Origin of the sequence: Rhodobacter lacus (genome assembly GCF_042683065.1) — a bacterium.
Taxonomy (GTDB): domain Bacteria; phylum Pseudomonadota; class Alphaproteobacteria; order Rhodobacterales; family Rhodobacteraceae; genus Rhodobacter; species Rhodobacter lacus.
Genome location: NZ_JBHUIX010000009.1, coordinates 189,584 through 209,868 on the forward strand (window position 1 = coordinate 189,584; position 20,285 = coordinate 209,868).

At 67.2% G+C, this 20,285-nt stretch carries 16 protein-coding genes; 11 read left to right on the forward strand and 5 right to left on the reverse strand.

Annotation, left to right across the window (positions count from 1 at the left end):
• Window positions 1–222 precede the first annotated feature (222 nt).
• Together ACFSM0_RS08565 and ACFSM0_RS08570 are read left to right on the forward strand one after the other, a co-directional pair.
• Window positions 223–3,024 (forward strand): [protein-PII] uridylyltransferase family protein, encoded by a 2,802-nt coding sequence (locus tag ACFSM0_RS08565; protein ID WP_377389304.1) that lies wholly within the window; start codon window positions 223–225, stop codon window positions 3,022–3,024.
• On the forward strand, window positions 3,011–3,280 hold the full coding sequence (locus tag ACFSM0_RS08570) for a hypothetical protein (protein ID WP_377389307.1): 270 nt from the start codon (window positions 3,011–3,013) through the stop codon (window positions 3,278–3,280). The genes ACFSM0_RS08565 and ACFSM0_RS08570 overlap by 14 nt, the downstream gene beginning before the upstream one ends.
• Window positions 3,281–3,284: 4 nt before the next feature.
• On the opposite strand, the gene eda is transcribed toward ACFSM0_RS08570, so the two are convergent.
• Window positions 3,285–3,935 (reverse strand): bifunctional 4-hydroxy-2-oxoglutarate aldolase/2-dehydro-3-deoxy-phosphogluconate aldolase, encoded by a 651-nt coding sequence (eda, locus tag ACFSM0_RS08575; protein WP_377389309.1) that lies wholly within the window; start codon window positions 3,933–3,935, stop codon window positions 3,285–3,287.
• 139 nt (window positions 3,936–4,074) lie between these two features.
• Window positions 4,075–5,907 carry a phosphogluconate dehydratase gene (edd, locus tag ACFSM0_RS08580; RefSeq protein WP_377389311.1) on the reverse strand — a complete coding sequence of 611 codons (1,833 nt, stop codon included), beginning with the start codon at window positions 5,905–5,907 and terminating at the stop codon, window positions 4,075–4,077.
• A 309-nt stretch (window positions 5,908–6,216) separates the two neighbouring features.
• Between edd and ACFSM0_RS08585 the strand changes: the two genes are divergently transcribed.
• From ACFSM0_RS08585 to ACFSM0_RS08610, 6 genes are all read left to right on the forward strand, one after another.
• On the forward strand, window positions 6,217–7,422 hold the full coding sequence (locus ACFSM0_RS08585) for an RSP_2647 family RNA methyltransferase (RefSeq protein ID WP_377389314.1): 1,206 nt from the start codon (window positions 6,217–6,219) through the stop codon (window positions 7,420–7,422).
• Window positions 7,422–7,982 carry an RSP_2648 family PIN domain-containing protein gene (locus tag ACFSM0_RS08590; RefSeq protein ID WP_377389316.1) on the forward strand — a complete coding sequence of 187 codons (561 nt, stop codon included), beginning with the start codon at window positions 7,422–7,424 and terminating at the stop codon, window positions 7,980–7,982. The genes ACFSM0_RS08585 and ACFSM0_RS08590 overlap by 1 nt, the downstream gene beginning before the upstream one ends.
• A 165-nt stretch (window positions 7,983–8,147) precedes the next feature.
• Entirely contained in the window at window positions 8,148–9,623 is a 1,476-nt protein-coding gene (gene zwf, locus ACFSM0_RS08595) for a glucose-6-phosphate dehydrogenase (protein WP_377389318.1), read from the forward strand.
• Complete coding sequence (pgl, locus tag ACFSM0_RS08600; protein WP_377389321.1) at window positions 9,620–10,291, forward strand: 6-phosphogluconolactonase; 672 nt, start codon at window positions 9,620–9,622, stop codon at window positions 10,289–10,291. Before zwf ends, pgl begins: the two co-directional genes overlap by 4 nt.
• Complete coding sequence (gene pgi / locus ACFSM0_RS08605; protein WP_377389325.1) at window positions 10,288–11,904, forward strand: glucose-6-phosphate isomerase; 1,617 nt, start codon at window positions 10,288–10,290, stop codon at window positions 11,902–11,904. The genes pgl and pgi overlap by 4 nt, the downstream gene beginning before the upstream one ends.
• Before the next feature lie 114 nt (window positions 11,905–12,018).
• Window positions 12,019–14,433, forward strand: coding sequence for a plasma-membrane proton-efflux P-type ATPase (locus ACFSM0_RS08610; protein ID WP_377389328.1), 2,415 nt, complete (start codon window positions 12,019–12,021; stop codon window positions 14,431–14,433).
• On the opposite strand, the gene ACFSM0_RS08615 is transcribed toward ACFSM0_RS08610, so the two are convergent.
• Complete coding sequence (locus ACFSM0_RS08615) at window positions 14,430–15,668, reverse strand: MFS transporter (protein WP_377389331.1); 1,239 nt, start codon at window positions 15,666–15,668, stop codon at window positions 14,430–14,432. The two genes, ACFSM0_RS08610 and ACFSM0_RS08615, sit on opposite strands and share 4 nt — an antisense overlap.
• A gap of 64 nt (window positions 15,669–15,732) precedes the next feature.
• Here ACFSM0_RS08615 and ACFSM0_RS08620 point away from each other — a divergent pair, with 64 nt between their 5' ends.
• From ACFSM0_RS08620 to ACFSM0_RS08630, 3 genes are all read left to right on the forward strand, one after another.
• Window positions 15,733–16,365, forward strand: coding sequence for a DNA-3-methyladenine glycosylase family protein (locus ACFSM0_RS08620; RefSeq protein WP_377389333.1), 633 nt, complete (start codon window positions 15,733–15,735; stop codon window positions 16,363–16,365).
• The gene (locus tag ACFSM0_RS08625; RefSeq protein ID WP_377389336.1) at window positions 16,362–17,024 is read left to right on the forward strand and encodes an alpha/beta hydrolase; all 663 of its coding nucleotides are present in this window, start codon (window positions 16,362–16,364) and stop codon (window positions 17,022–17,024) included. The genes ACFSM0_RS08620 and ACFSM0_RS08625 overlap by 4 nt, the downstream gene beginning before the upstream one ends.
• Before the next feature lie 194 nt (window positions 17,025–17,218).
• Entirely contained in the window at window positions 17,219–17,866 is a 648-nt protein-coding gene (locus ACFSM0_RS08630; RefSeq protein ID WP_377389339.1) for an HNH endonuclease, read from the forward strand.
• A 346-nt stretch (window positions 17,867–18,212) separates the two neighbouring features.
• Here ACFSM0_RS08630 and ACFSM0_RS08635 read toward each other — a convergent pair whose 3' ends face one another.
• Both ACFSM0_RS08635 and ACFSM0_RS08640 read right to left on the reverse strand, forming a co-directional pair.
• On the reverse strand, window positions 18,213–18,803 hold the full coding sequence (locus tag ACFSM0_RS08635; RefSeq protein ID WP_377389341.1) for a DUF1190 domain-containing protein: 591 nt from the start codon (window positions 18,801–18,803) through the stop codon (window positions 18,213–18,215).
• Window positions 18,804–18,826: 23 nt separating this feature from the next.
• Entirely contained in the window at window positions 18,827–20,053 is a 1,227-nt protein-coding gene (locus ACFSM0_RS08640; RefSeq protein ID WP_377389343.1) for a glutathionylspermidine synthase family protein, read from the reverse strand.
• Window positions 20,054–20,285 lie beyond the last annotated feature (232 nt).

The window sequence follows — 20,285 nt, forward strand, 5'->3', positions numbered from 1 at the left end:
GGAAGGCGGGCGGGCCGGTGCGCGGCCGCGCCGGGATCCACCGGGTGATACTCCAGTGCCCGCCACCTGAGCACTCGCGCGCCCTGCCGTCAAGGCGCAAGCCCCCGGTTTCGGGCTGAAATCCGGGCCCTTGCGGGGGCCGCTCTCGGGCTGACGCGCGGGCGCGGGCGCCGCCTGTCAACCGACGATTGACGGGCTGCAAAGGCGGGCTAATGTGGCGCCATGAGTATTGTTTCCGGCGTGACCCGGCACCCTCTTGCCCTTGACCCCGCGCGTGGCGCCGATGTGGCCGCGCGCTATGGGGATTTTCCGCCCGAGCTGCGCGCGCTGATCGCCGGGACGGCGGGCTCCTCGCCCTATCTGGCGGGGCTGCTCGAGCGTGAGGCGGCGTGGCTGCATCGGGCGCTGGACGACGATTCGCTTTTGCTCCTCGGCACAGAGATCGCCCGGCTCGACACGGTCCCGCTCGACCAGCTCGGGGGGGAGTTGCGCCGCGCCAAGCGCCGGGTTGCGGTGCTGGCCGCGCTGTGTGATCTGGGCGGTGTCTGGGGGCTTGAGCGGGTGACATGGGCGCTCACCATGCTCGCCGATACCGCCGTGACGCTTTCACTGCGCGCGCTTGTGGGCGAGGAGATCCGCCGCGGCAAACTGCCCGGCAAGGGCCCCGAGGATGCCGCGCGGGCAGGCGGCATGGTGGCGCTGGCGATGGGCAAGATGGGGGCGGGGGAGCTCAACTATTCCTCCGACATCGACCTGATCTGCCTTTTTGACGAAACCCAGTTCGCGCCGGAGGACCGCGCCGAGGCGCGCGCGACTTTCATCCGCGTCACCCGCAAGATGACGGCGCTGATCTCCGACAACACCGCCGAGGGCTATGTGTTTCGCACCGATCTGCGGCTGCGCCCGGATGCCTCGGTCACGCCGGTCTGCATGTCGATGGGCGCGGCAGAGCAATATTACGAGGCGGAGGGCCGCACATGGGAGCGTGCGGCCTATATCAAGGCGCGCCCCTGCGGCGGCGATCTCGCGGCGGGGGCGCGCTTTTTGGCAACGCTGACGCCCTTCGTCTGGCGCCGCCATCTCGACTTTGCGGCGATCGAGGATGCCCATGACATGCGGCTGCGGATCCGCGCGCACAAGCGCCTTGGCGGGCGCATCGACGTGCCCGGCCACAATCTCAAGCTGGGCGCCGGCGGCATCCGCGAGATCGAGTTTTTCACCCAGACCCGGCAGCTTATTGCGGGCGGGCGTGACAAGGATCTGCGGGACCGCACCACCGTGGGCGGGCTCGCGAAACTGGCCGTCAAGGGTTGGGTGCCGGTCGATGTGGCGCGCGCGCTCTCCGATCATTACCGCGACCACCGCGAGATCGAGCACCGCATCCAGATGGTCAACGATGCCCAGACCCAGATCCTGCCCACCACGGAAGAGGGGTTGCGGCGCATCGCCTATCTGATGGGGGAGAGCGATCTGGCGGCATGGAGCGCGCGCCTGAAGGCGCGGCTCGAAGAGGTCGAGGCGCTGACCGGCGCCTTTTTCGCGCCGGGGCCGGAAGACGGCGCCCGCCCGGATCTGAGCGAGGCGGCGCAGGCGCTTGTCGAGGGCTGGCGCGCCTATCCGGCGCTGCGCTCGGAGCGCGCCTGCACGATCTTTCGCCGCATCGAGCCCGAGATCCTGCGCCGGATGCAGCGCGCCGCCAACCCCGAGGAGGCGCTGCGCCAGTTCGACGGCTTTCTGGCCCGTCTGCCCGCGGGGGTGCAGCTCTTCTCGCTCTTTGAGGCGAACCCGCAGCTGATCGAGTTGATCGTTGATATTTGCGCCACTGCGCCGGGCCTTGCCGCGCATCTGAGCCGCAATGCGGGCGTGCTCGATGCGGTGCTGGGGGGCTCTTTCTTCGCGGCTTGGCCGGGCCGTGACGCGCTGGAAAAGAGCCTGCGCGAGGCCCTCATGGCGCAGGCGGATTACGAAAAAAAGCTCGACGCAGCAAGGCGTTGGGCCAAGGAAATGCGGTTTCGCGCGGGCGTGCACCATCTGCGCGGGCTTGCCGATGCGGCAGAGGCTGCGCGCCAGTATGCCGATATTGCCGGGGCGGCGGTGGCGGCGGTCTGGCCCGAGGTGGTGGCGGAATTCGCCCGCAAGCACGGCCCGCCGCCGGGGCGCGGCGCGGTGGTGCTTGGCATGGGCAGCCTTGGCGCCGAGCGGCTCAACGCCGCCTCCGATCTTGATCTGATCATGATCTATGATGCGCAGGGCGCGGAGCATTCCGATGGCCCCAAGCCTTTGGCGACGCGGCCCTATTTTGCGCGCCTCACGCAGGCGTTCATCACCGCGCTGAGCGCGCCGATGCCGGAGGGGCGGCTTTATGAGGTCGACATGCGGCTGCGCCCCTCGGGGCGGCAGGGGCCGGTCGCGGTCTCGCTTGAGAGCTTCCGGTCCTATCAGATGGAAGAGGCCTGGACCTGGGAGCATCTGGCGCTCACGCGGGCGCGGGTGCTGGCGGGGGAGACAACCCTCGGCGCCGATGTCGAGGAGGTGCGCCGCACGGTGCTTGCGGCCAAGGGCGCAGAGGCCCGGGTGATGCCCGATCTCGCCGAGATGCGGGCGCGGATCTTTGCCGCAAAGGCGCCCGATGGCTGCTGGGAGGCGAAGATCGGCCCCGGCCGGTTGCAGGATCTGGAGCTTCTGGCGCAAAGCTTTGCGCTGCGCGCCGGCGATCCGGCCCGCCGGGTCGAGGCGCAACTCCGCATCGGCCCTCGCAAGGGTTATGTCAGCAAGGCAGAGGGAGAGGTGCTCGCCTCGGCCTATCGGTTCTTGTGGCGGCTGCAGGCGGGGGGGCGGCTTTTGACCGAGGGCCCGCTCGATCTGGAAGCGCTGGGCGAGGGCGGGCGGGCGTTTTTGTTGCGCGAGGCGGGCGAAGAAAGTTTCGAGGCGCTTGCCGAACGGCTGTTGCGCACCACATCCGAGGTGGCGCAGATCGTTGAGGCGGCGCTGCAAGCAAAGGGTGAGACAGATGGATCTGCGTGAGGCCGACCCGAAGGGGCTGATCCGCGAAAGCTACCGGATCGAGGGGATTTCGGATGCCGAATGCCGCTCGATCTTTCTCGACTGGGCGCTGAGCCTCGGTGCGGGCACCGATCAGCGCGCGGCGATGCGCTTTGCGATGGAGCACTACAGCACCGATCCGGCGCATCCGATGAGCCTCGTGCTTGCCGAGGGGCTGACGCGCGCGACCGAAGCGCCGAGCCGGCGCGGGGGCCGCGCCGGACGGGTCTCTGCCTGAGGGCTCAGGCCTTCGCGCGGGAAAGCGCCGCGGCTTCGGCGGCAAGCGCCTCGATCCCGGTCCAGTTGCCCGCATTCATCATGCCCGCGGGCGCAACCCACGAGCCGCCCGCACAAAGCACATTCGGCAAGCTCAGGTAATCGCGGGCATTTTGCAGGCTGACCCCGCCCGTCGGGCAAAAGCTCACCTGCGGCAGCGGCCCGCCAAGGGCTTTCAGCGCGGCCGGGCCGCCGGCATTGGCGGCGGGGAAGAACTTCAGCATGTCATAGCCCCATTCGAGCGCCTGCATGATCTCCGAGGCGGTGACGGCGCCGGGCAAAAGCGGCAGGCCCTCATCTTCGCAGGCCTTCACGAGCTTTTCGGAAAAGCCGGGCGCGACGCCGAATTTCGCCCCCGCGGCTTTTGCCGCCTTCACATCGGCGGGGGTGATCAGCGTGCCCGCCCCGACAACGCCGCCCTCGACATCGACCATGGCGCGGATTGCGTCGAGCGCACAGGGGGTGCGCAGCGTCACCTCCAGCGCGCGAAGCCCGCCCGCCACCAGCGCGCGGGCAAGCGGTTCGGCATGGGCCGTGTCATTGACCACGATCACGGGCACGATCGGCGCCATGGCGCAAATTTCGCGGGCAGTCGCGGATTGGTCGGCGGGGGTCATCTGAGCCTCCTGTCAGAGATGGTATCGGCCCCGGAAGGCACGATCGAGGGGGCCGGGCCGGACGGCACGGCATTTGCTGTCATAAAGACGTAAAACGTCGGCGGGCGAAAGAGGGCGCATTGCCCCGCTTGGGCGGCCCTTACACCACGACCGAGGCGCCCTCGGGCGCGGCGCCCACATTGCGGCGGAACGCGGCAAAAAGCTCGCGTCCGAGCCCTTCGGCATTGCCGCTCAGATCCGCCTTGACCGGCGCGCGGCTCGCAAAGCCCTCGGTGAGGCAGTCAAGCCGCCCCGCCACGGCATCAAGCCGGACGATGTCGCCATCCATAAGCCGCGCAAGCGGCCCTTCGGCATTGGCCTCGGGCGAGACATGGATCGCCGCAGGCACCTTGCCCGAGGCGCCCGACATCCGGCCATCGGTGACCAGCGCCACCTTGAGGCCGCGCTCTTGCAGCACCGACAGCGTGGGGGTGAGGGAGTGCAGTTCCGGCATGCCATTTGCCTGCGGCCCCTGAAAGCGCACCACCACAACCGTATCGGTGGTGAATTCGCCGCGCTTGAACGCCTCTTTCACCGCCTCCTGATCGTGGAAGATCCGTGCGGGCGCCTCGATCACATGGCGCTCGGGGGCAACGGCAGAGACCTTGATCACGCCGCGGCCAAGGTTGCCCTCAAGCTGTTTGAGCCCGCCCGTGGGGGCGAAGGGCGTGGCGGCGGGGCGCAGGATCTTGTCATTGAGGCTCGTTTCCGGCCCCTCGACCCAGGTGAGCGCGCCCTCGATCAGCTTGGGCTCCTGGGTATAGCTTGAAAGACCGCTGCCCCAGACCGTTTGCGCATCGCCATGCAAGAGCCCCGCGCCGAGCAGATGCCGAAGCAGGAATTGCAGCCCCCCCGCAGCGTGGAAGGCATTCACATCGGCGAGCCCGTTCGGGTAAACCTTTGCCATCAGCGGCACCACGCCCGAGATCTCGTCAAAGTCTTCAAGGTCCAGCTCGATCCCCGCCGCGCGCGCCATTGCTGGCAGATGCAGCACAAGATTGGTCGAACCGCCCGTCGCCATCAGCCCGACAAGCCCGTTGACAAAAGCGCGCTCGTCCAGAATTTCGCCCGCCGCGCGGAAGTCATTGCCGAGCCGGGTGATCTCGGCGGCGCGGCGCGCACCCGCCACGGTGAGCGCGCTGCGCAGATCGGTGCCGGGGCTCACGAAACTCGCGCCCGGCAGGTGCAGCCCCATGAATTCCATCAGCATCTGGTTGGTGTTCGCGGTGCCGTAAAAGGTGCAGGTGCCCGGCGCATGGTAGGAGGCCATCTCCGCCTGCATCAGCCGGTCGCGCCCCACTTCGCCGGTGGCATATTGCTGGCGCACCTTGGCTTTCTCGTCATTCGGGATGCCGCTGGGCATCGGCCCGGCAGGCAGGAACACCGCCGGAATATGCCCGAAGGTCGCCGCCGCCATGATCAGCCCCGGCACGATCTTGTCACACACACCAAGGTAGAGCGCGGCATCAAAGGTGTTGTGGCTCAGCGCCACGCCCGCCGCGAGCGCGATCACATCGCGCGAAAAGAGGCTCAACTCCATGCCGGGCTGGCCCTGGGTGACGCCATCGCACATCGCGGGCACGCCGCCCGCGACCTGCGCCGTGGCGCCCACGGCGCGCAGCGCTTCCTTGATCTGGTCCGGGTAGGCGCCATAGGGCGCATGGGCCGAGAGCATGTCATTATAGGCGGTGACGATGCCAATGTTGGGCGCCCGCGCCGCGGCAAGATCGCTCTTGTCCGCCCCCATCGCCGCATAGGCATGGGCCTGATTGCCGCAACTGAGATGCGCGCGCGCCGGGCCCGCATGGGCGGCGGCGCGAATCCGGGCAAGATAATCTTCCCGCCGCGGCCCGGAGCGGGCGCGGATCCGCTCGGTCACCCGCGCAATCGTGGCATCGAGCGGCGGCAGGCGGGGCGGGGCGGGGTTTGTCATCGCAGTCTCCGGCAGGCTGAACGGCCGGGCGGGCCCGACCGGCATGGTTTTGGCGCGCCGGGAGCGGCGCGCGAAACAGGGCAGGACATCGGAGCGCACATCGCGCCGGTTCTGCACCGGCTTCAGATCAACTTAGGTCGTTAGCGCTAACCAATCAAGCCCGGAGGCGTCCCTGACCTTGCGTCCGTGATGCGCCCAATGCCGGGCAAGGTCCAGCGCGATTTGCCCGTGCCTGTGCCAGCGGGCTTTCGCCGCGGCGCAACTCGGGCTAGAGGAGGCGGCAACGCCCCTTTTGCGATAGGCCCGATCATGTCCGATGTTGAAGCAAAGACCCGTCCCGTGGTGCGGCTGCGCCCGAAGGCGGAGGCGCGCGCGATCCGCCATGGCTTTCCCTGGGTCTATGCCGATGAGCTGGTCACCGACCGGCGCACGCAAGCGCTTGTGCCCGGCGTGATCGCCACGCTGGAGGATGCTGAGCGCCGCCCGCTGGCCACCGTGACGGTGAACCCGAATTCCAAAATCATCGCGCGGGTGCTCGACCGGGATGCCGAGGCGGTGATCGACCGGGGCTGGATCGCGGCGCGGCTCACCCGTGCGCTGGAGCTGCGCGAACGGCTCTTTGAGGCGCCGTTTTACCGGCTCGTCCATGCCGAGGCCGATGGCCTGCCCGGGGTGATCATCGACCGGTTCGGCGCGGTGGCCGTGGTGCAGCCCAACGCCGCCTGGGCGGAGACGATGATCGCCGAGATCGCCGCGGCGCTGAGTGCTGTCACCGGCGTGGAAACGGTGATCAAGAACGGTTCGGGCCGCGCCCGTGGTCTGGAGGGGCTGCCCGAGGAAACCCTTGTTCTGCACGGCAAGATCGAGGCGCCGGTTCCGGTTTCGATGAATGGCGCGACCTATATGGCCGATCTGATGGGCGGCCAGAAGACCGGGCTGTTCTATGATCAGCGCCCCAACCATGCCTTTGCCGCGCGGCTGGCCAAAGGCGCGCGCGTGCTCGATGTCTTCTCCCATGTCGGCGGGTTCGCGCTGGCGTGCCTTGCGGGCGGCGCAGAGCACGCGCTTGCGGTCGATGCCTCCGCCGCAGCCCTCGATCTGGCGCAACAGGGCGCCGAGGCGATGGGGCAGGGCGCGCGGTTTGCCACCCGTCAGGGCGATGCCTTCGCGACCCTTGAGGCGCTGGGGGCCGAGGGCGCGCAATTCGACCTCGTGATCTGCGATCCGCCCGCTTTTGCGCCCGCCAAGCCCGCGCTGGAGGCGGGGCTGCGCGCCTATGAGCGTGTGGCCCGGCTCGCCGCGCCGCTCGTCGCGCCGGGGGGCTATATCGTGCTTTGCTCCTGCTCGCATGCGGCGGACCTCACCCAGTTCCGCAATGCTTCCGCGCGGGGCTTGGGCCGCGGCGGGCGGCGCGCGCAGCTTTTGCACACCGGTTTTGCCGGGGCGGATCACCCGATGCTGCCGCAACTCGCCGAATCGGGCTATCTGAAATCGCTCTTCTTCCGGCTCGATTGATGCGTGCCGCCCCGCGAAAGGCGCTTCTTGACGCCTGCGTGCTCTACCCCACGGTGATGCGCGAGATCCTGATCGGCTGCGCGGAGGCGGGGCTCTATGTGCCGCTCTGGTCCGAGCGGATCTTGGAGGAATGGGCGCGCGCCGCGGCGCGGCTTTCGGCGGGGGATGAGGCGGTTGCGCGCGGTGAAATCGCGCGCCTCAAGGCGCGCTTTCCACGCGCTGTCGTGCCGGTGCGCGCCGGGCTTGAGGCACGCCTCCACCTGCCCGACGAGAACGACATCCATGTGCTTGCCGCCGCCATCGCGGGGGGCGCCGATGCGATCGTGACGCAAAACCGCGCCGATTTCCCGCGCGCCACGCTCGCCGCCGAGGGGCTCGCCCGGCTCGATGTCGATGCCTTCCTGCTCGCCCTTCTGGCCGATGCGCCCGAGGCGGTGGTGCGGGCGGTGGAAACGGTGCGGGCGCAGGCCGAAAGGCTCTCCGGCCAGCCGCAGCCACTCCGTGCGCTTCTCAAACGCGCGCGCCTTTACCGGCTCGCCAAGGCGATCGAGGCCCTTTGAGCGCGCATCACTGCCGCTTGACCATGCGTCAAAGCGCTTTGAGATCGCCCCGGGCCGGGCTAGACTTGCGCCGAGCGCCACGGTAAAACTTGGGTGTTGTTACCGCTAACAGCTGGCGCCAACCGTGAGGAGGGGCCAGTCGTGCCTAGAATCGGAGCCAGCCCCATGGTGTCGCGTGTTATTCCGGTGGACCTGTTCGATCTCGTGATCTTTGGCGCAACGGGCGATCTTGCCCAGCGCAAGATCCTGCCCGGCCTCTACCGCCGCTTCATATCCGGCCAGATGCCGCAAGGCGCGCGCATCATCGGCGCCGCGCGTTCGGAGATGGATGCCGAGGGGTTTCGCACGCAGGTGCGCGCCGCGATCGAAGAATTCGTCGATGCGGCCAAGCGTGATCCGGGCAATATCGCGGCCTTCCTCGATTGCCTCGATTATGTCTCCGTCGATGCGACCGGCGAGGCCGGGTGGGACGCTTTGCGCGACAAGATCACCCCCGGCCGGGTGAATGCCTTCTATTTCTCGGTGGCGCCGATGCTTTTTGGCCCGCTGGCCGAGCGCCTCAAGGCGCATGACATTGCACGCGATGACGCCCGGATCGTGGTGGAAAAGCCCTTCGGGCGCGATCTCGCCTCGGCCAAGGCGCTCAATGCCACGCTGGCCGCGCATTTCGAGGAAAGCCAGATCTACCGGATCGACCATTACCTCGGCAAGGAGACGGTGCAAAACCTGATGGCGGTGCGCTTTGCCAACATCCTGTTCGAGCCGCTCTGGAATGCGCAATACATCGACCACGTGCAGATCACCGTGGCCGAGACCGTCGGCGTGGGCGGGCGCGGCGCCTATTATGACAAATCCGGTGCGATGCGCGACATGGTGCAAAACCACCTGATGCAGCTTCTGTGCCTGATTGCGATGGAGCCGCCCTATCACTTCGACCCGGATGCGGTGCGGGATGAAAAAGTCAAGGTTATCCGTGCGTTGCAGCCCATTCCTGCGGCCGATATCGTGCGCGGACAATATGCGGGGGTGAAGGCCTCGGCGGCGCGCGCCGCGCAGCCCGGCTACCTTGAAGACAGCGAAAACCCCGAGAGCCGCACCGAGAGCTATATCGCGCTCAAGGTGCAGGTGGCGAACTGGCGCTGGCAGGGCACGCCGTTTTACCTGCGCACCGGCAAGCGGCTGCGGGGGCGGGCTTCGGAGATTGCCATCACCTTCAAGGCGCCGCCGCATTCGATCTTTGACGAAGACGAGTCGAGCTGGCGCGAGAATGTGCTGGTGATCCGGCTGCAGCCCGATGAGGGGATGAACCTCAAGGTGATGATCAAGGAGCCGGGGCCGGGCGGCATGCGGCTTGTGCAGGTGCCGCTCGACATGTCTTTTGCCGAGGCGCTGGGCGAGGAGGGGGCCGATATTCCCGATGCCTATGAGCGGCTGATCATGGATGTGATCCGGGGCAACCAGACGCTGTTCATGCGCGGCGATGAGGTGGAGGCGGCCTGGGCCTGGACAGATCCGATCATCGCCGGATGGGAGGCGCGCGGCGACAAGCCCCGTCCCTATGATGCGGGCTCCTCGGGGCCGGAGGATGCGCTGATGCTGATGCACCGCGACGGGCGGCGCTGGCGGGAGATTCGCGAATGAACCTCGTGGACTACCCCGACCGCGAGCTGATGATGATCGCGCTCGCCGACCAGATCGCAAGCCAGTTGCGCCGTGCGCTTGAGCGCGCCGAGCGGGTGACGCTGTGTGTGCCGGGGGGAACCACGCCGGCGCCGGTGTTCGAGCTGCTCTCCGAACTGGAGCTCGATTGGGGGCGCGTCAATGTGCTCCTCAATGACGAGCGCTGGGTTGATGAAACCTCGCCGCGCTCGAACACGGCGCTGCTGCGCCGCCATCTGCTCAAGGGCCGCGCGGCGGCGGCGACGCTCGTGCCGCTCTATCTTCCCGCGCCCCGCCCGGAGGATCGGATGGCAGAGATTTCTGAAGCGGTTCAAGAGGTTCTGCCGCTTACTGTGGTGTTGCTCGGCATGGGCGAGGACATGCACACCGCCTCCCTCTTCCCCGGCGCCGATCGGCTCGAAGAGGCGCTGGCCAATGATGCGCCCCCGGTGCTGGCAATGCGCGCTGCGGCCGCGGGCGAGCCGCGCATCACCCTTTCGGCGCCGGTGTTGCGCGAAGCGATGCATTGCCATTTGCTGATCACCGGGGCACAAAAGCGGACAGCACTTGAACGCGCCGGGACGCTTCCCGAGATCGAGGCCCCGGTGCGGACCGTCCTTTCACATGCAACGATCCATTGGGCCCCATGATGAACCGTTTTGCTCCGCTGCTTGCCCATGCCGAGACCGTCAAGGACCGGCATATCCTCGATCTTTTCGCCGCTGACCCCGAGCGCGCGCGCGATTTTGCCGCCGAGGCGGGGCCGTTTCTCTTTGACTACTCAAAAACGAATATCGACGCTGCGGGCATGGGGCTGTTGCTCGCGCTGGCCGATCAGGCGGGCGTGGCAGAGCGGCGCGCGGCGATGTTCTCGGGCCAGAAGATCAACGAGACCGAGAACCGCGCCGTGCTGCATACCGCGTGGCGCAGCCCCGCCGAGTCGATCCTTGTCGATGGTCACGATGTGATGCCGCCGCTGCGCGCCACGCTCGCGCGGATGGCCGAATTTGCCAATGCGCTGCGCGAGGGGCGTTATCGCGGGCAGGGCGGCGCGATCACCGATGTCGTCAATATCGGTATTGGCGGCTCGGATCTCGGCCCGGCGATGGCCGCACTTGCCTGCACCGCTTTTGCCAACGGGCCGCAGCTCCATTTTGTCTCGAATGTCGATGGCGCCCATATCCACGACACGCTGGCCCCGCTGAACCCGGAAACGACGCTGGTGATTGTGGCCTCGAAAACCTTCACCACCATCGAAACGATGACCAATGCCGAGACCGCGCGGGTCTGGATGGCGGACGTGGTGAAAAACCCGGCCACGCAATTTGCCGCGATCTCTTCCGCCGTCGACAAGACCGCCGCTTTCGGCATTCCGCCCGAGCGGGTGTTCGGTTTTGAGGACTGGGTCGGCGGGCGCTATTCCGTCTGGTCGCCGATCGGGCTGAGCCTGATGATCGGCATTGGCCCGGAGGCGTTTGCCCGCTTTCAGGCCGGGGCCGCGGCGATGGATGCGCATTTCCTCAGCGCGCCCTTCAGCGCGAACCTGCCGGTGTTGCTTGCGCTGGTGGGGCTGTGGCACAATCAGGTGCTCGGCCATGCCACGCGCGCGGTTTTGCCCTATGAACAACGGCTTGCGCGGCTTCCGGCTTACCTGCAACAGCTTGAGATGGAGAGCAATGGCAAGCGCGTGAGCATGGATGGCGCCGATCTGCCCTACCATTCGGGCCCGGTGGTCTGGGGCGAGCCCGGCACCAATGGCCAGCATGCCTTTTACCAGCTCATCCATCAGGGCACCCGCGTCGTGCCTTGCGAGTTCATCGTCACCGCGCGCGGGCTGGAGCCTGATCTTGAGCACCAGCACCTTCTTCTCGTCGCCAATTGCCTTGCGCAGTCGGAAGCGCTTTTGCGCGGTCGCGCGCTTGAAGAGGCGACGGCGATCATGCGCAAGAAGGGGCTTGAGGGGGCAGAGCTGGAGCGGCAGGCGCGCCACCGCGTCTTTCCCGGCAACCGCCCCTCGACCACGCTTCTCTTCGATCAGCTCACGCCGGAAACGCTGGGCGGGTTGATTGCGCTTTATGAGCACCGCGTGTTTGTCGAGGGCGTGATCCTTGGCATCAACAGCTTCGACCAATGGGGGGTGGAGCTGGGCAAGGAGCTGGCGCTGGCGCTCGCTCCGGTGCTGGAGGGCAAGGCGGATGGGGCGGCCAAGGATGGCTCGACCCGGGCGCTGGCGGAACGGATTCGCGAGCTGCGCGGGCTCTGACGCGGGCGGCGCACAATGGCGTGACGGAGGGCAGCCGCGGCTTGCGCCCCGGCAGTGAGGGGCGTGTAATCCCTGCATCGCGGCGAAAGCCGCGCTGCCCGAAGGGAGCCCGCGATGACCGCCGCACCAAGCCGCCCCGCCCATATCCGCCCCGATCCGAAAACCGCAGACCTGCCGCCGACCGATCCGGCGACGGGTCTTTCGGCGGTCGAGGCCGCGGCCCGCCTTGCCCATTTTGGCCCGAACACGATCGAGAGCGCCGAGAAATCCTTGCTTGCGCGGATCGCGGGCTATTTCTGGGGCCCGATCCCCTGGCTGATCGAGCTGGCCGCGGTGCTCTCGCTGATCTTGCGCGACTGGTCCGATGTGGCGGTGATCACCACGATGCTTCTGGTCAATGCCGCGGTGGGCTTTTTTGAGGAGAACAAGGCAAGCTCCGCCATTGCCGCGCTGAAAGGGCGGCTTGCGCCCACCGCGCGGGTGAAGCGCGCGGGGCAATGGCAGCAGATCGCGGCTTCTGCACTCGTGCCCGGCGATATCGTGCGGCTCTCGATCGGGCAGATCGTGCCCGCCGATATGGAGCTTGTTGCGGGGGATTACCTTTCGCTTGACGAATCCGCGCTCACCGGCGAGTCGCTCCCGGTCGAGAAAGTGGTCGGAGATCTCGCGCAATCGGGCGCGGTGGTGAAGATGGGCGAGATGACCGGCTGCGTCACCGCCACCGGCATGCACAGCTATTTTGGCAAGACCGCAGCCCTGGTCGAGAAAGGGGCGGGGCCCTCGCACTTCCAGCAAGCGGTGCTCAGGATCGGCAATTTTCTGATCGTCTCGGCGCTGGGTCTGGTTGTGGTGATCCTTGCTGTCTCGATCTGGCGCCACGATCCTTTCCTTGAAACGGTGCAGTTCGCGCTCATCCTCACCGTTGCCGCGATCCCGGTGGCGCTGCCCACGGTGCTCTCTGTCACCATGGCGGTGGGGGCCGAGCGGCTCGCCAAACGCGGCGCCATTGTCTCGCGCCTTGTCGCGATCGAGGAGCTTGCGGGCGTCGATGTGCTCTGCTCCGACAAAACCGGCACGCTGACGCTCAACAGCCTCACGGTCGAAAAACCGCAGCCCGCGCCCGGCGTGACGGCAGGCGAGTTGTTGCAGGCGGCAGCGCTCGCGTGCAATGCCGAGGCGCCCGATGCGCTCGACACGGCGGTTTTGCGTGCGGCGGATGGCTTGCCAAAACAGGGCGCACAGGTCACCCGCTTCACCCCCTTCGATCCGGTGCGCAAGCGCACCGAGGCCGAGGTGAGCAGCCCGGCGGGGGCTTTCTCTGTCGTCAAGGGCGCGCCGCAGGTGATCCTGGATCTCGTCGCCCCGGAGCCCGCGCTGCGGGCAGGCGTTGAGCAACAGGTGGAAGACCTTGCCGCCGCAGGGTTCCGCGCCCTTGGCGCGGCGCGCGCCGAAGCGGGCGGGCGCTGGCGCTTTCTGGGGCTCTTGCCGATCATCGACCCGCCGCGCCCCGATGCCGCCGCCACCATTGCCGAGACCGAGCGGATGGGGGTGGATGTGAAGATCGTCACCGGCGATCACGAGGCGATTGCCCGCCAGATCGCCGGCAAGCTTGGCCTTGGCAGCCAGATCCTCCCGGCGGGCGATCTGCTCGCGGGCGATGATGCGGCGGTTGCGCGTGCCGTGCGCAAGGCCGACGGCTTTGCCCGCGTGCTGCCCGAGCACAAGTTCCGCATTGTCGAGGCGCTGCAAAAGGGCGGCGCCATCGTCGCGATGACCGGCGACGGGGTGAACGATGCCCCCGCCCTCAAGCGCGCCGATGCGGGCATTGCGGTCAGCGGCGCGACCGATGCCGCCCGCGCCGCCGCGGATCTTGTGCTGACGGACAAGGGCCTGTCGATCATCACCACCGCGCTGGAGGAATCGCGCCGCATCTTCGCGCGGATGACGAGCTACGCCACCTTCCGCGTGGCGGAAACGATCCGGGTGCTTTTGTTCATGACACTCGTGATCCTCGCCTATGATTTTTACCCCGTCACCGCGATCATGATCGTGCTGCTCGCGATCCTGAACGACCTGCCGATCATGATGATCGCCTATGACAATGTGGCCGTCTCCCCCCGCCCGGTGCGCTGGGATATGCGCCGCGTGTTGCGCATTGCGGGGGGGCTGGGCGTGATGGGGGTGATCGAGACGTTCCTGTTGTTCTGGTTCGTCGACAGCCATCTGCATCTGCCGCGCGCGGAGATCCAGACGCTCATTTTCCTCAAGCTGCTCGTCTCGGGGCATATGACGCTTTATGTCTCCCGCGCGCAGGGCTGGTTCTGGTCGCGCCCCTGGCCCTCGCTCAAGCTCTTCGCCACCACCGAGGCGACGCAGGTTCTGGGCACGCTGATCGCCGTCTACGGCCTCTTCGTGGCGCCGATTGGCTGGGAGGCGGCGCTCTGGGTCTGGGCCTATTGCCTTGCGTGGGTGCCGGTGGAGGGGGCGCTTGCCATGGGCCTGCGCCGCCTGACCCCGGCGCGCGGCTAGCGCGTGTCGCGCGGGCGCAGCGCGAGCCAGATCAGCGCCGCGCCGGCCAGCGTCAGGAACGGCAGCATCGCCATGTTGACCGCCTGCCAGCCCGCCACAGGGTCACCGGCTGCCGAGCAGTTCATCAGCCCGCCCGAGGAGAGCGAGGCAAGAAACACCCCGCCAAAGACGATGAAATCGTTCATCCCCTGCACATGGCCGCGCTCTTCGGGGCTATGCGCTGCCGAGAGCATTGCGGTTGAGCCGATAAAGCCGAAGTTCCAGCCGAGCCCGAGCAGGATCAGCGCAAGGAAGAACTGTTCAAGGTTGACGCCGGTGAGCGCCACCGCCCCCGAAACGGCAAGGATGAAGAGCCCGATGCCCACAATCACCTCCCGCCCGAACCGCGCAATCAGATGGCCGGTGACGAAGGAGGGCAGATACATCGCGAGCACATGGGCAGAGACGATATTGGCGGCATCGGTCGTCTGATGCCCGCAGCCGACAACCGCGAGCGGCGTGGAGGTCATCACAAGGTTCATCAGCGCATAGGAGACCATGGCGCAAATCATCGCCACGGCAATTTGCGGGTCTTTGAGGAGTTCAAGCCGCGTGCGCCCGCCCTGCGGCGCCCCCTTCGCCCGCCGCCCCGGCGCGGGGCTTTTGAGAAAGGCGAACAGGAGCGGCCCGAGCGCGTTGATGCCGATGATGGCGAGATATGTGGCGAGGAAGGGCACCACCATCGCCTGCGCGGTGAGCTTGACAAGTTGCGGCCCGATGATCGCGGCGGCAAGCCCGCCCGCCAACACCCAGGAGATCGCCTTCGATTGCAGCGCCACCGGCAGCCCGTCGGTCGCGGCAAACCGGTAGAACCCCTGCGCCGACATGTAGACCCCCGCGAAAACCGCACCGAGGCAGAACAGTGCAAACGAGCCCTCCGACAGCGCATAGGCCGAGATCGCACCGCCGATCGCGCCCGCGGCGGTGGCAAGCAGGAAGCCCGCGCGCCGCCCGAAGGCCGCCATGAACTCCGACATCGGCTGCGCGCTGAGCACCGAGCCCAGCACGATGAGAGACAAGGGCAGGGTGGCCCAGCAGGGGTTGGGGGTCAGTGATTTGCCCGCAAGCCCCCCCACGGTGAAGATCATCGACATCTGCGCGCCCAAAAGCGCCTGTGCCGCGACCAGCACGAGGATGTTGCGCCGCGCCGCGGGGGAGGCGGGTTCAGGCGGAAGGAAGCCGGATGTATCTTTCATGCTCAAGCCCTAGCGCGCGTGTTGAGGGCTTTCAAGCGGCGTGCAAAGCGGGCAGGGTGGCGCCATGGTTGGACGCATCATTCACACTGAAGACGATATCGCCGAGGGCACCGCGTGGCTTTGCACGCGCGAGCCCGCCTTTGCGCGTGTTCTCGATCTCACCGGCCCATGGCCTTTGCGCCGCCGCGAAGACGGGTTCGAGGCGTTGCGCGATGCGATCCTCGGCCAGCAGGTCTCGGTTGCGGCGGCCCGCTCGATCCGGGGCAAGCTTCTCGACGCGGGCTATGGCGCGCCCGAGGCTTTGGCGGATGCGGGCGAGGACGACCTTCGCGCCTGCGGCCTCTCGCGCCAGAAGGTGCGGTATTTGCAGGCGCTGGCCCGCTCCGGCGTGGATTTCGACGCGCTCCGCGCCCTGCCCGATGCCGCGGTGATCGACACGCTCTTGCCGCTGCCCGGCATTGGCCGCTGGACGGTGGAGATGTATCTCATTTTCGCGCTTGGCCGGGCCGATGTCTTTGCCGTGGATGACCTTGCGCTGGCCGAGGGCGCACGGCTGCTCTTTGACCTGTCAGAGCGGCCAAAACGCAAGGAATTTGGCACGCTTAGTGCGCAATGGTCGCCTTGGCGGGCGGTTGCCGCGCGGGCGATCTGGGCCTATTATGCGGCGATCAAGGCACGGGAAGGGGTGGCACCATGAGACGCGAGATGAAGCTTGGACGGGTGAGCCCGCGCTCGGGCCATGTGAAATCGGCGGTGCTGTTCCTGCACGGCTATGGCGCAGATGGCGATGACCTGCTGGGCCTTGCCGAGCCGCTTGCGCCGCATTTGCCCGACACGCTCTTTCTGGCGCCCGATGCGCCCGAGGAATGCATCACCAACCCGTTCGGGCGGCAGTGGTTTCCGATCCCGTGGCTTGATGGCTCCTCGCCCGAGGATGCCGCCGCGGGGCTGGCACAAAGCGCGCGTGATCTTGATGCGCTGATCGACAAGATCTTGGCGGAGGAGGGGCTCACGCCCGCCCAGCTCGCCGTGGTGGGCTTTTCGCAAGGCACGATGATGGCGCTGCATGTGCTGCCGCGCCGCGCCGAACCGGTGGCCGGGATCGTCGGCTTTTCGGGCCGGCTTCTGAACCCCGAGGCGCTGGCAAGCGAGGCGGTCTCAAAGCTGCCGGTGCTGCTTTTGCATGGCAACATCGACCAGATCGTGCCCTTCTCGGATCTGAAAAAGGCGACCGATGCGCTGCTTGCCGCGGGCTTTCCCACCGATGCGCAGGTGATGGAGGGCACCGGCCACGGCATCTCGCCGCAAGGGCTCGGAGTGGCGCTCTCCTTCCTCGCCGATCATTTGCCCGGATGAGCTTGGCGCCTGCCCGAAAAGCGGGCAGCACGTCATGCGCATGTTGCAAACACATGCAAAGCCTGTGCCCGGGCGGGGCCGCCGCAGATCGCGGGCCTTGCCCTGTGGCAAACGCCATATATAGTTGAGGCATCGGCAGGAGCGGGGGCTTCTCCGCTTTCCGGCCGCGAGCGCGACAGGCGGGAGGGCAGAGAATGCTCGATCATGGCGGCAAGCCGGGCGCCAGACTTGGTGACGGCGCCAGCGATAAACATGGCGAAAAGACCGATTTTCGCACCCAGTTCGTGCGCGAGCCCTCGGCCTTGCGCCGCCATCCGGCCTTGGTGCTCAATGCCGATTTTCGCCCCTTGAGCTACTATCCGCTCTCGCTCTGGCCCTGGCAGGAGGCGGTGAAAGCGGTCTGCCTCGACCGGGTCACGATCCTCGCCGAATATGACGAGGTGGTGCGCAGCCAAAGGCAAAGCATACGCATTCCCTCTGTCGTGGTGCTGAAAGAATTTGTCCGACCCCAGAAGCGCGTGGCCTTCACGCGCTTCAATCTTTTTCTGCGCGACGGGTTTTGCTGCCAGTATTGCGGCGCAAAGGGGGATCTGACTTTCGACCATGTGGTGCCGCGCTCGAAAGGCGGCGTGACAAGCTGGGAAAATGTCGTGGCGGCCTGCGCGCCCTGCAACCTGAAAAAGGCGAACAAATCGCTCAAGGCCTCCGGGCTGCGGCTGCGCAAGCCCGCCCGCGAGCCCTCGTCCGAGGATATGCATCAGATCGGTCGGCGCTTCCCGCCGGGGCATTTGCACGAGAGCTGGATCGACTTTCTTTACTGGGATGCCGAACTCGACGCCTGAGACGGGGCTGCCCTTCTCAGCCGCGCCGCACTTTTTCGCGCGCCGCGTCTGCCCGCCACGCGCCTGCGCAGTGCCCGCCATCGCAAGCGCGATCAAAGGCAGATCCCTGCCACAGCTGCGCGCAGACGCGATGAAGACATGAAATCGAGAAAGATGGTATCGTGCCCGCCCCGGGCTGGATGGGCGCATTCGAGGGGGGCACGAGACTGCCGATGAGGCCAAGCCGCGCATATCGGGTGCTTTCAGGAGCGGGCGCCGCGCGAAACGCCTGACGGGGGGGCGGCTTTTGCCCGGTTTCCCCCCGGCGGTGCCCGATCCGGGCGTCGCAAGGCGTCTTCGGCTCGGTTCAGCCGCCGAGGCTGCGCGTGCCGCCCGTGCTCCGGGTGTTGCTGGCGCCAAAGCCGCCGCGCTGGGCGACGGTGGCGCGGGTCATCGGCGGTTTGCCGATGGTCGTTGGCGCCTTGGTGAAAGCGCCCGCGCCAATCTTGCCGCGCCCGGTGTTGTTGGCATAGCTCGTGCCGCCGCCCGGCGTGGTGAAGCGGCCATCGGCGGTGCGGTGCAGCGGTTGCGCGCCAATCCCGCGTGCGCCGCCCAGCATGTTGCCGAGCAAGAACCCCATCAGCAGCGGCATGAAGATGCTGCCCGAGCCGCCCTCCACCGCCTGCGCCTCGGAGCCGCAATTGCCCTTGCCATATTGCTCCTCGCAAACCGCGAGGCTGTCATAGCGGGGGGCGGTCTCGGCATTGAGCGTGGCGGCCTCGTCAAAGCCCTTGCGGCAATCCTCGGCGGAGAACAGGCTCCCCGTGCCCGCCGCATCCAGGCAGCTTTGCAGGTCCGGGAAGGCTTGCGCGTCAACGTTTTCCTCGCGGCAGCCCGCAAGCGTGAACGCGGCGGCACCAACGAGAAATAGGGCAACGGTAGCGGATCGTTTCGACATCGGGGGCTCCGGTTCGGGTGCGGTCAGTCGCGGATGAAATGAGGTTTGAAGCGGGAGAGATCCTGCGTGATCCGGCTCCGGTCCTCGCGCAGGCCCAGCGCCACGCAGCGCGCGCCCACGACCCAGGCGCCGAGCACCGGACGAAAGCCGCCCATCAGCGGCAGCGCGTGATAGGCCTGCACAATTTTGGCATGCGCATCATAGCTGCGGTCGCTGGCGGCTTCGGGGCGCTCGCCCTCGGCGAGAATCGTCACCGATCCGCCCTCGCGCGAGAACAGCGGCTTGGTCACATGGCCCGCGCGCAGAGCCTCCGCCGCCCGCTCGAACCGCGCCGCGACGGCGGGCGCAACCGGGCCGGTGCCGGTCAGCGCGGGCGCGACATCCGCTTCGAAAAAGGCGGGCAGCAGGTTCGGATGCCCCTCGAACATCTCCCAGAGCACCGGTAGAATGCCCTTGTTGGACAAGATCGCCTTCCACGGAGGCTCGATCATCAGGCAGCCCGCGCCGGCCAGATGCGCGGCAAAATCGTCGCGCAGCAGGTCTTCCCAGGGGTAAAGCTTGAACAGCGTGCCGATCACCCGGTCCTGATCGTCGAGGAACTGGCCCTCGGTGCTCAGCGCGATTTTTTCAAGGTCGGTGTAATGCGCGCCAAGCCCGGCCTCGCGCGCGGCCCAGCCCAGCGCTTCGACCGTGGCGTAATCCTCGGGCTGGCCCGCCGCCGCGGCAAAATGCAGGTCGGTGCCGGGCTCGAACAGCTCGCCAAAGCGTTCGACCAGCGCCTCATGCAGGCCGTTGAACTGGTCGCAGCCCTCGGGCAGCACGCCTGCCGCGATCTGATCTTCCAGCCATTGCCACTGAAAGGCAGCCGTTTCATAGAGCGACGTTGGTGTATCTGCGTTGTATTCCAGAAGCTTGGCAGGCCCATTGCCATCGTAGGCCAGATCGAACCGGCCATAGAGAGAGGGCTCGTGCGCCTGCCAGCTTTGCGCGATGTAATCGCGATGCTCGGGCGGGATCGCGAGCCGGTCAAGCCATTCCTCGCTCTTGAGCACCTGATCGACCGCCTCAAGGCAGAGGCCGTGCAGCGCCGTGGCCGGGTCTTCGATCGCATTTTCGATTTCGCGCAGCGTGAAGCTATAGGCAGAACTTTCATCCCAATAGGGTTCGCCATGCATATCGGCGAAACTGAACCCTTGGGCCTCGGCCTTGGCGCGCCAGTCGGGGCGCTCGGGCAGGTCGATCTTGTGCAAACGGTCTTCTCCTGTGGCGCCGCGCGCACCGGCGCGGCACCGCCTATATGGGGCTCTGGCGCGCGGATGTGAACCACCTTCGGCCGCAAGGTCGTTCAGCGGCCCGATGTTGCGGCATCCGAAAGGCGACGCCCGGCCCTGCGCTCAAGCGGGCTTGGCTCCCGAGCGGTCGCCGGATGCCTGTCAATCCTTTATTTGCTCCCTCCACTTAAAACAGGCACATCTCGCAATG

Coding starts and splice junctions, on each gene's coding strand:
- ACFSM0_RS08565 (WP_377389304.1), top strand. CDS start 223: ATGAGTATTGTTTCCGGCGTGACCCGGCACCCTCTTGCCCTTGACCCC.
- ACFSM0_RS08570 (WP_377389307.1), top strand. CDS start 3,011: ATGGATCTGCGTGAGGCCGACCCGAAGGGGCTGATCCGCGAAAGCTAC.
- eda (WP_377389309.1), bottom strand. CDS start 3,935: ATGACCCCCGCCGACCAATCCGCGACTGCCCGCGAAATTTGCGCCATG.
- edd (WP_377389311.1), bottom strand. CDS start 5,907: ATGACAAACCCCGCCCCGCCCCGCCTGCCGCCGCTCGATGCCACGATT.
- ACFSM0_RS08585 (WP_377389314.1), top strand. CDS start 6,217: ATGTCCGATGTTGAAGCAAAGACCCGTCCCGTGGTGCGGCTGCGCCCG.
- ACFSM0_RS08590 (WP_377389316.1), top strand. CDS start 7,422: ATGCGTGCCGCCCCGCGAAAGGCGCTTCTTGACGCCTGCGTGCTCTAC.
- zwf (WP_377389318.1), top strand. CDS start 8,148: ATGGTGTCGCGTGTTATTCCGGTGGACCTGTTCGATCTCGTGATCTTT.
- pgl (WP_377389321.1), top strand. CDS start 9,620: ATGAACCTCGTGGACTACCCCGACCGCGAGCTGATGATGATCGCGCTC.
- pgi (WP_377389325.1), top strand. CDS start 10,288: ATGATGAACCGTTTTGCTCCGCTGCTTGCCCATGCCGAGACCGTCAAG.
- ACFSM0_RS08610 (WP_377389328.1), top strand. CDS start 12,019: ATGACCGCCGCACCAAGCCGCCCCGCCCATATCCGCCCCGATCCGAAA.
- ACFSM0_RS08615 (WP_377389331.1), bottom strand. CDS start 15,668: ATGAAAGATACATCCGGCTTCCTTCCGCCTGAACCCGCCTCCCCCGCG.
- ACFSM0_RS08620 (WP_377389333.1), top strand. CDS start 15,733: ATGGTTGGACGCATCATTCACACTGAAGACGATATCGCCGAGGGCACC.
- ACFSM0_RS08625 (WP_377389336.1), top strand. CDS start 16,362: ATGAGACGCGAGATGAAGCTTGGACGGGTGAGCCCGCGCTCGGGCCAT.
- ACFSM0_RS08630 (WP_377389339.1), top strand. CDS start 17,219: ATGCTCGATCATGGCGGCAAGCCGGGCGCCAGACTTGGTGACGGCGCC.
- ACFSM0_RS08635 (WP_377389341.1), bottom strand. CDS start 18,803: ATGTCGAAACGATCCGCTACCGTTGCCCTATTTCTCGTTGGTGCCGCC.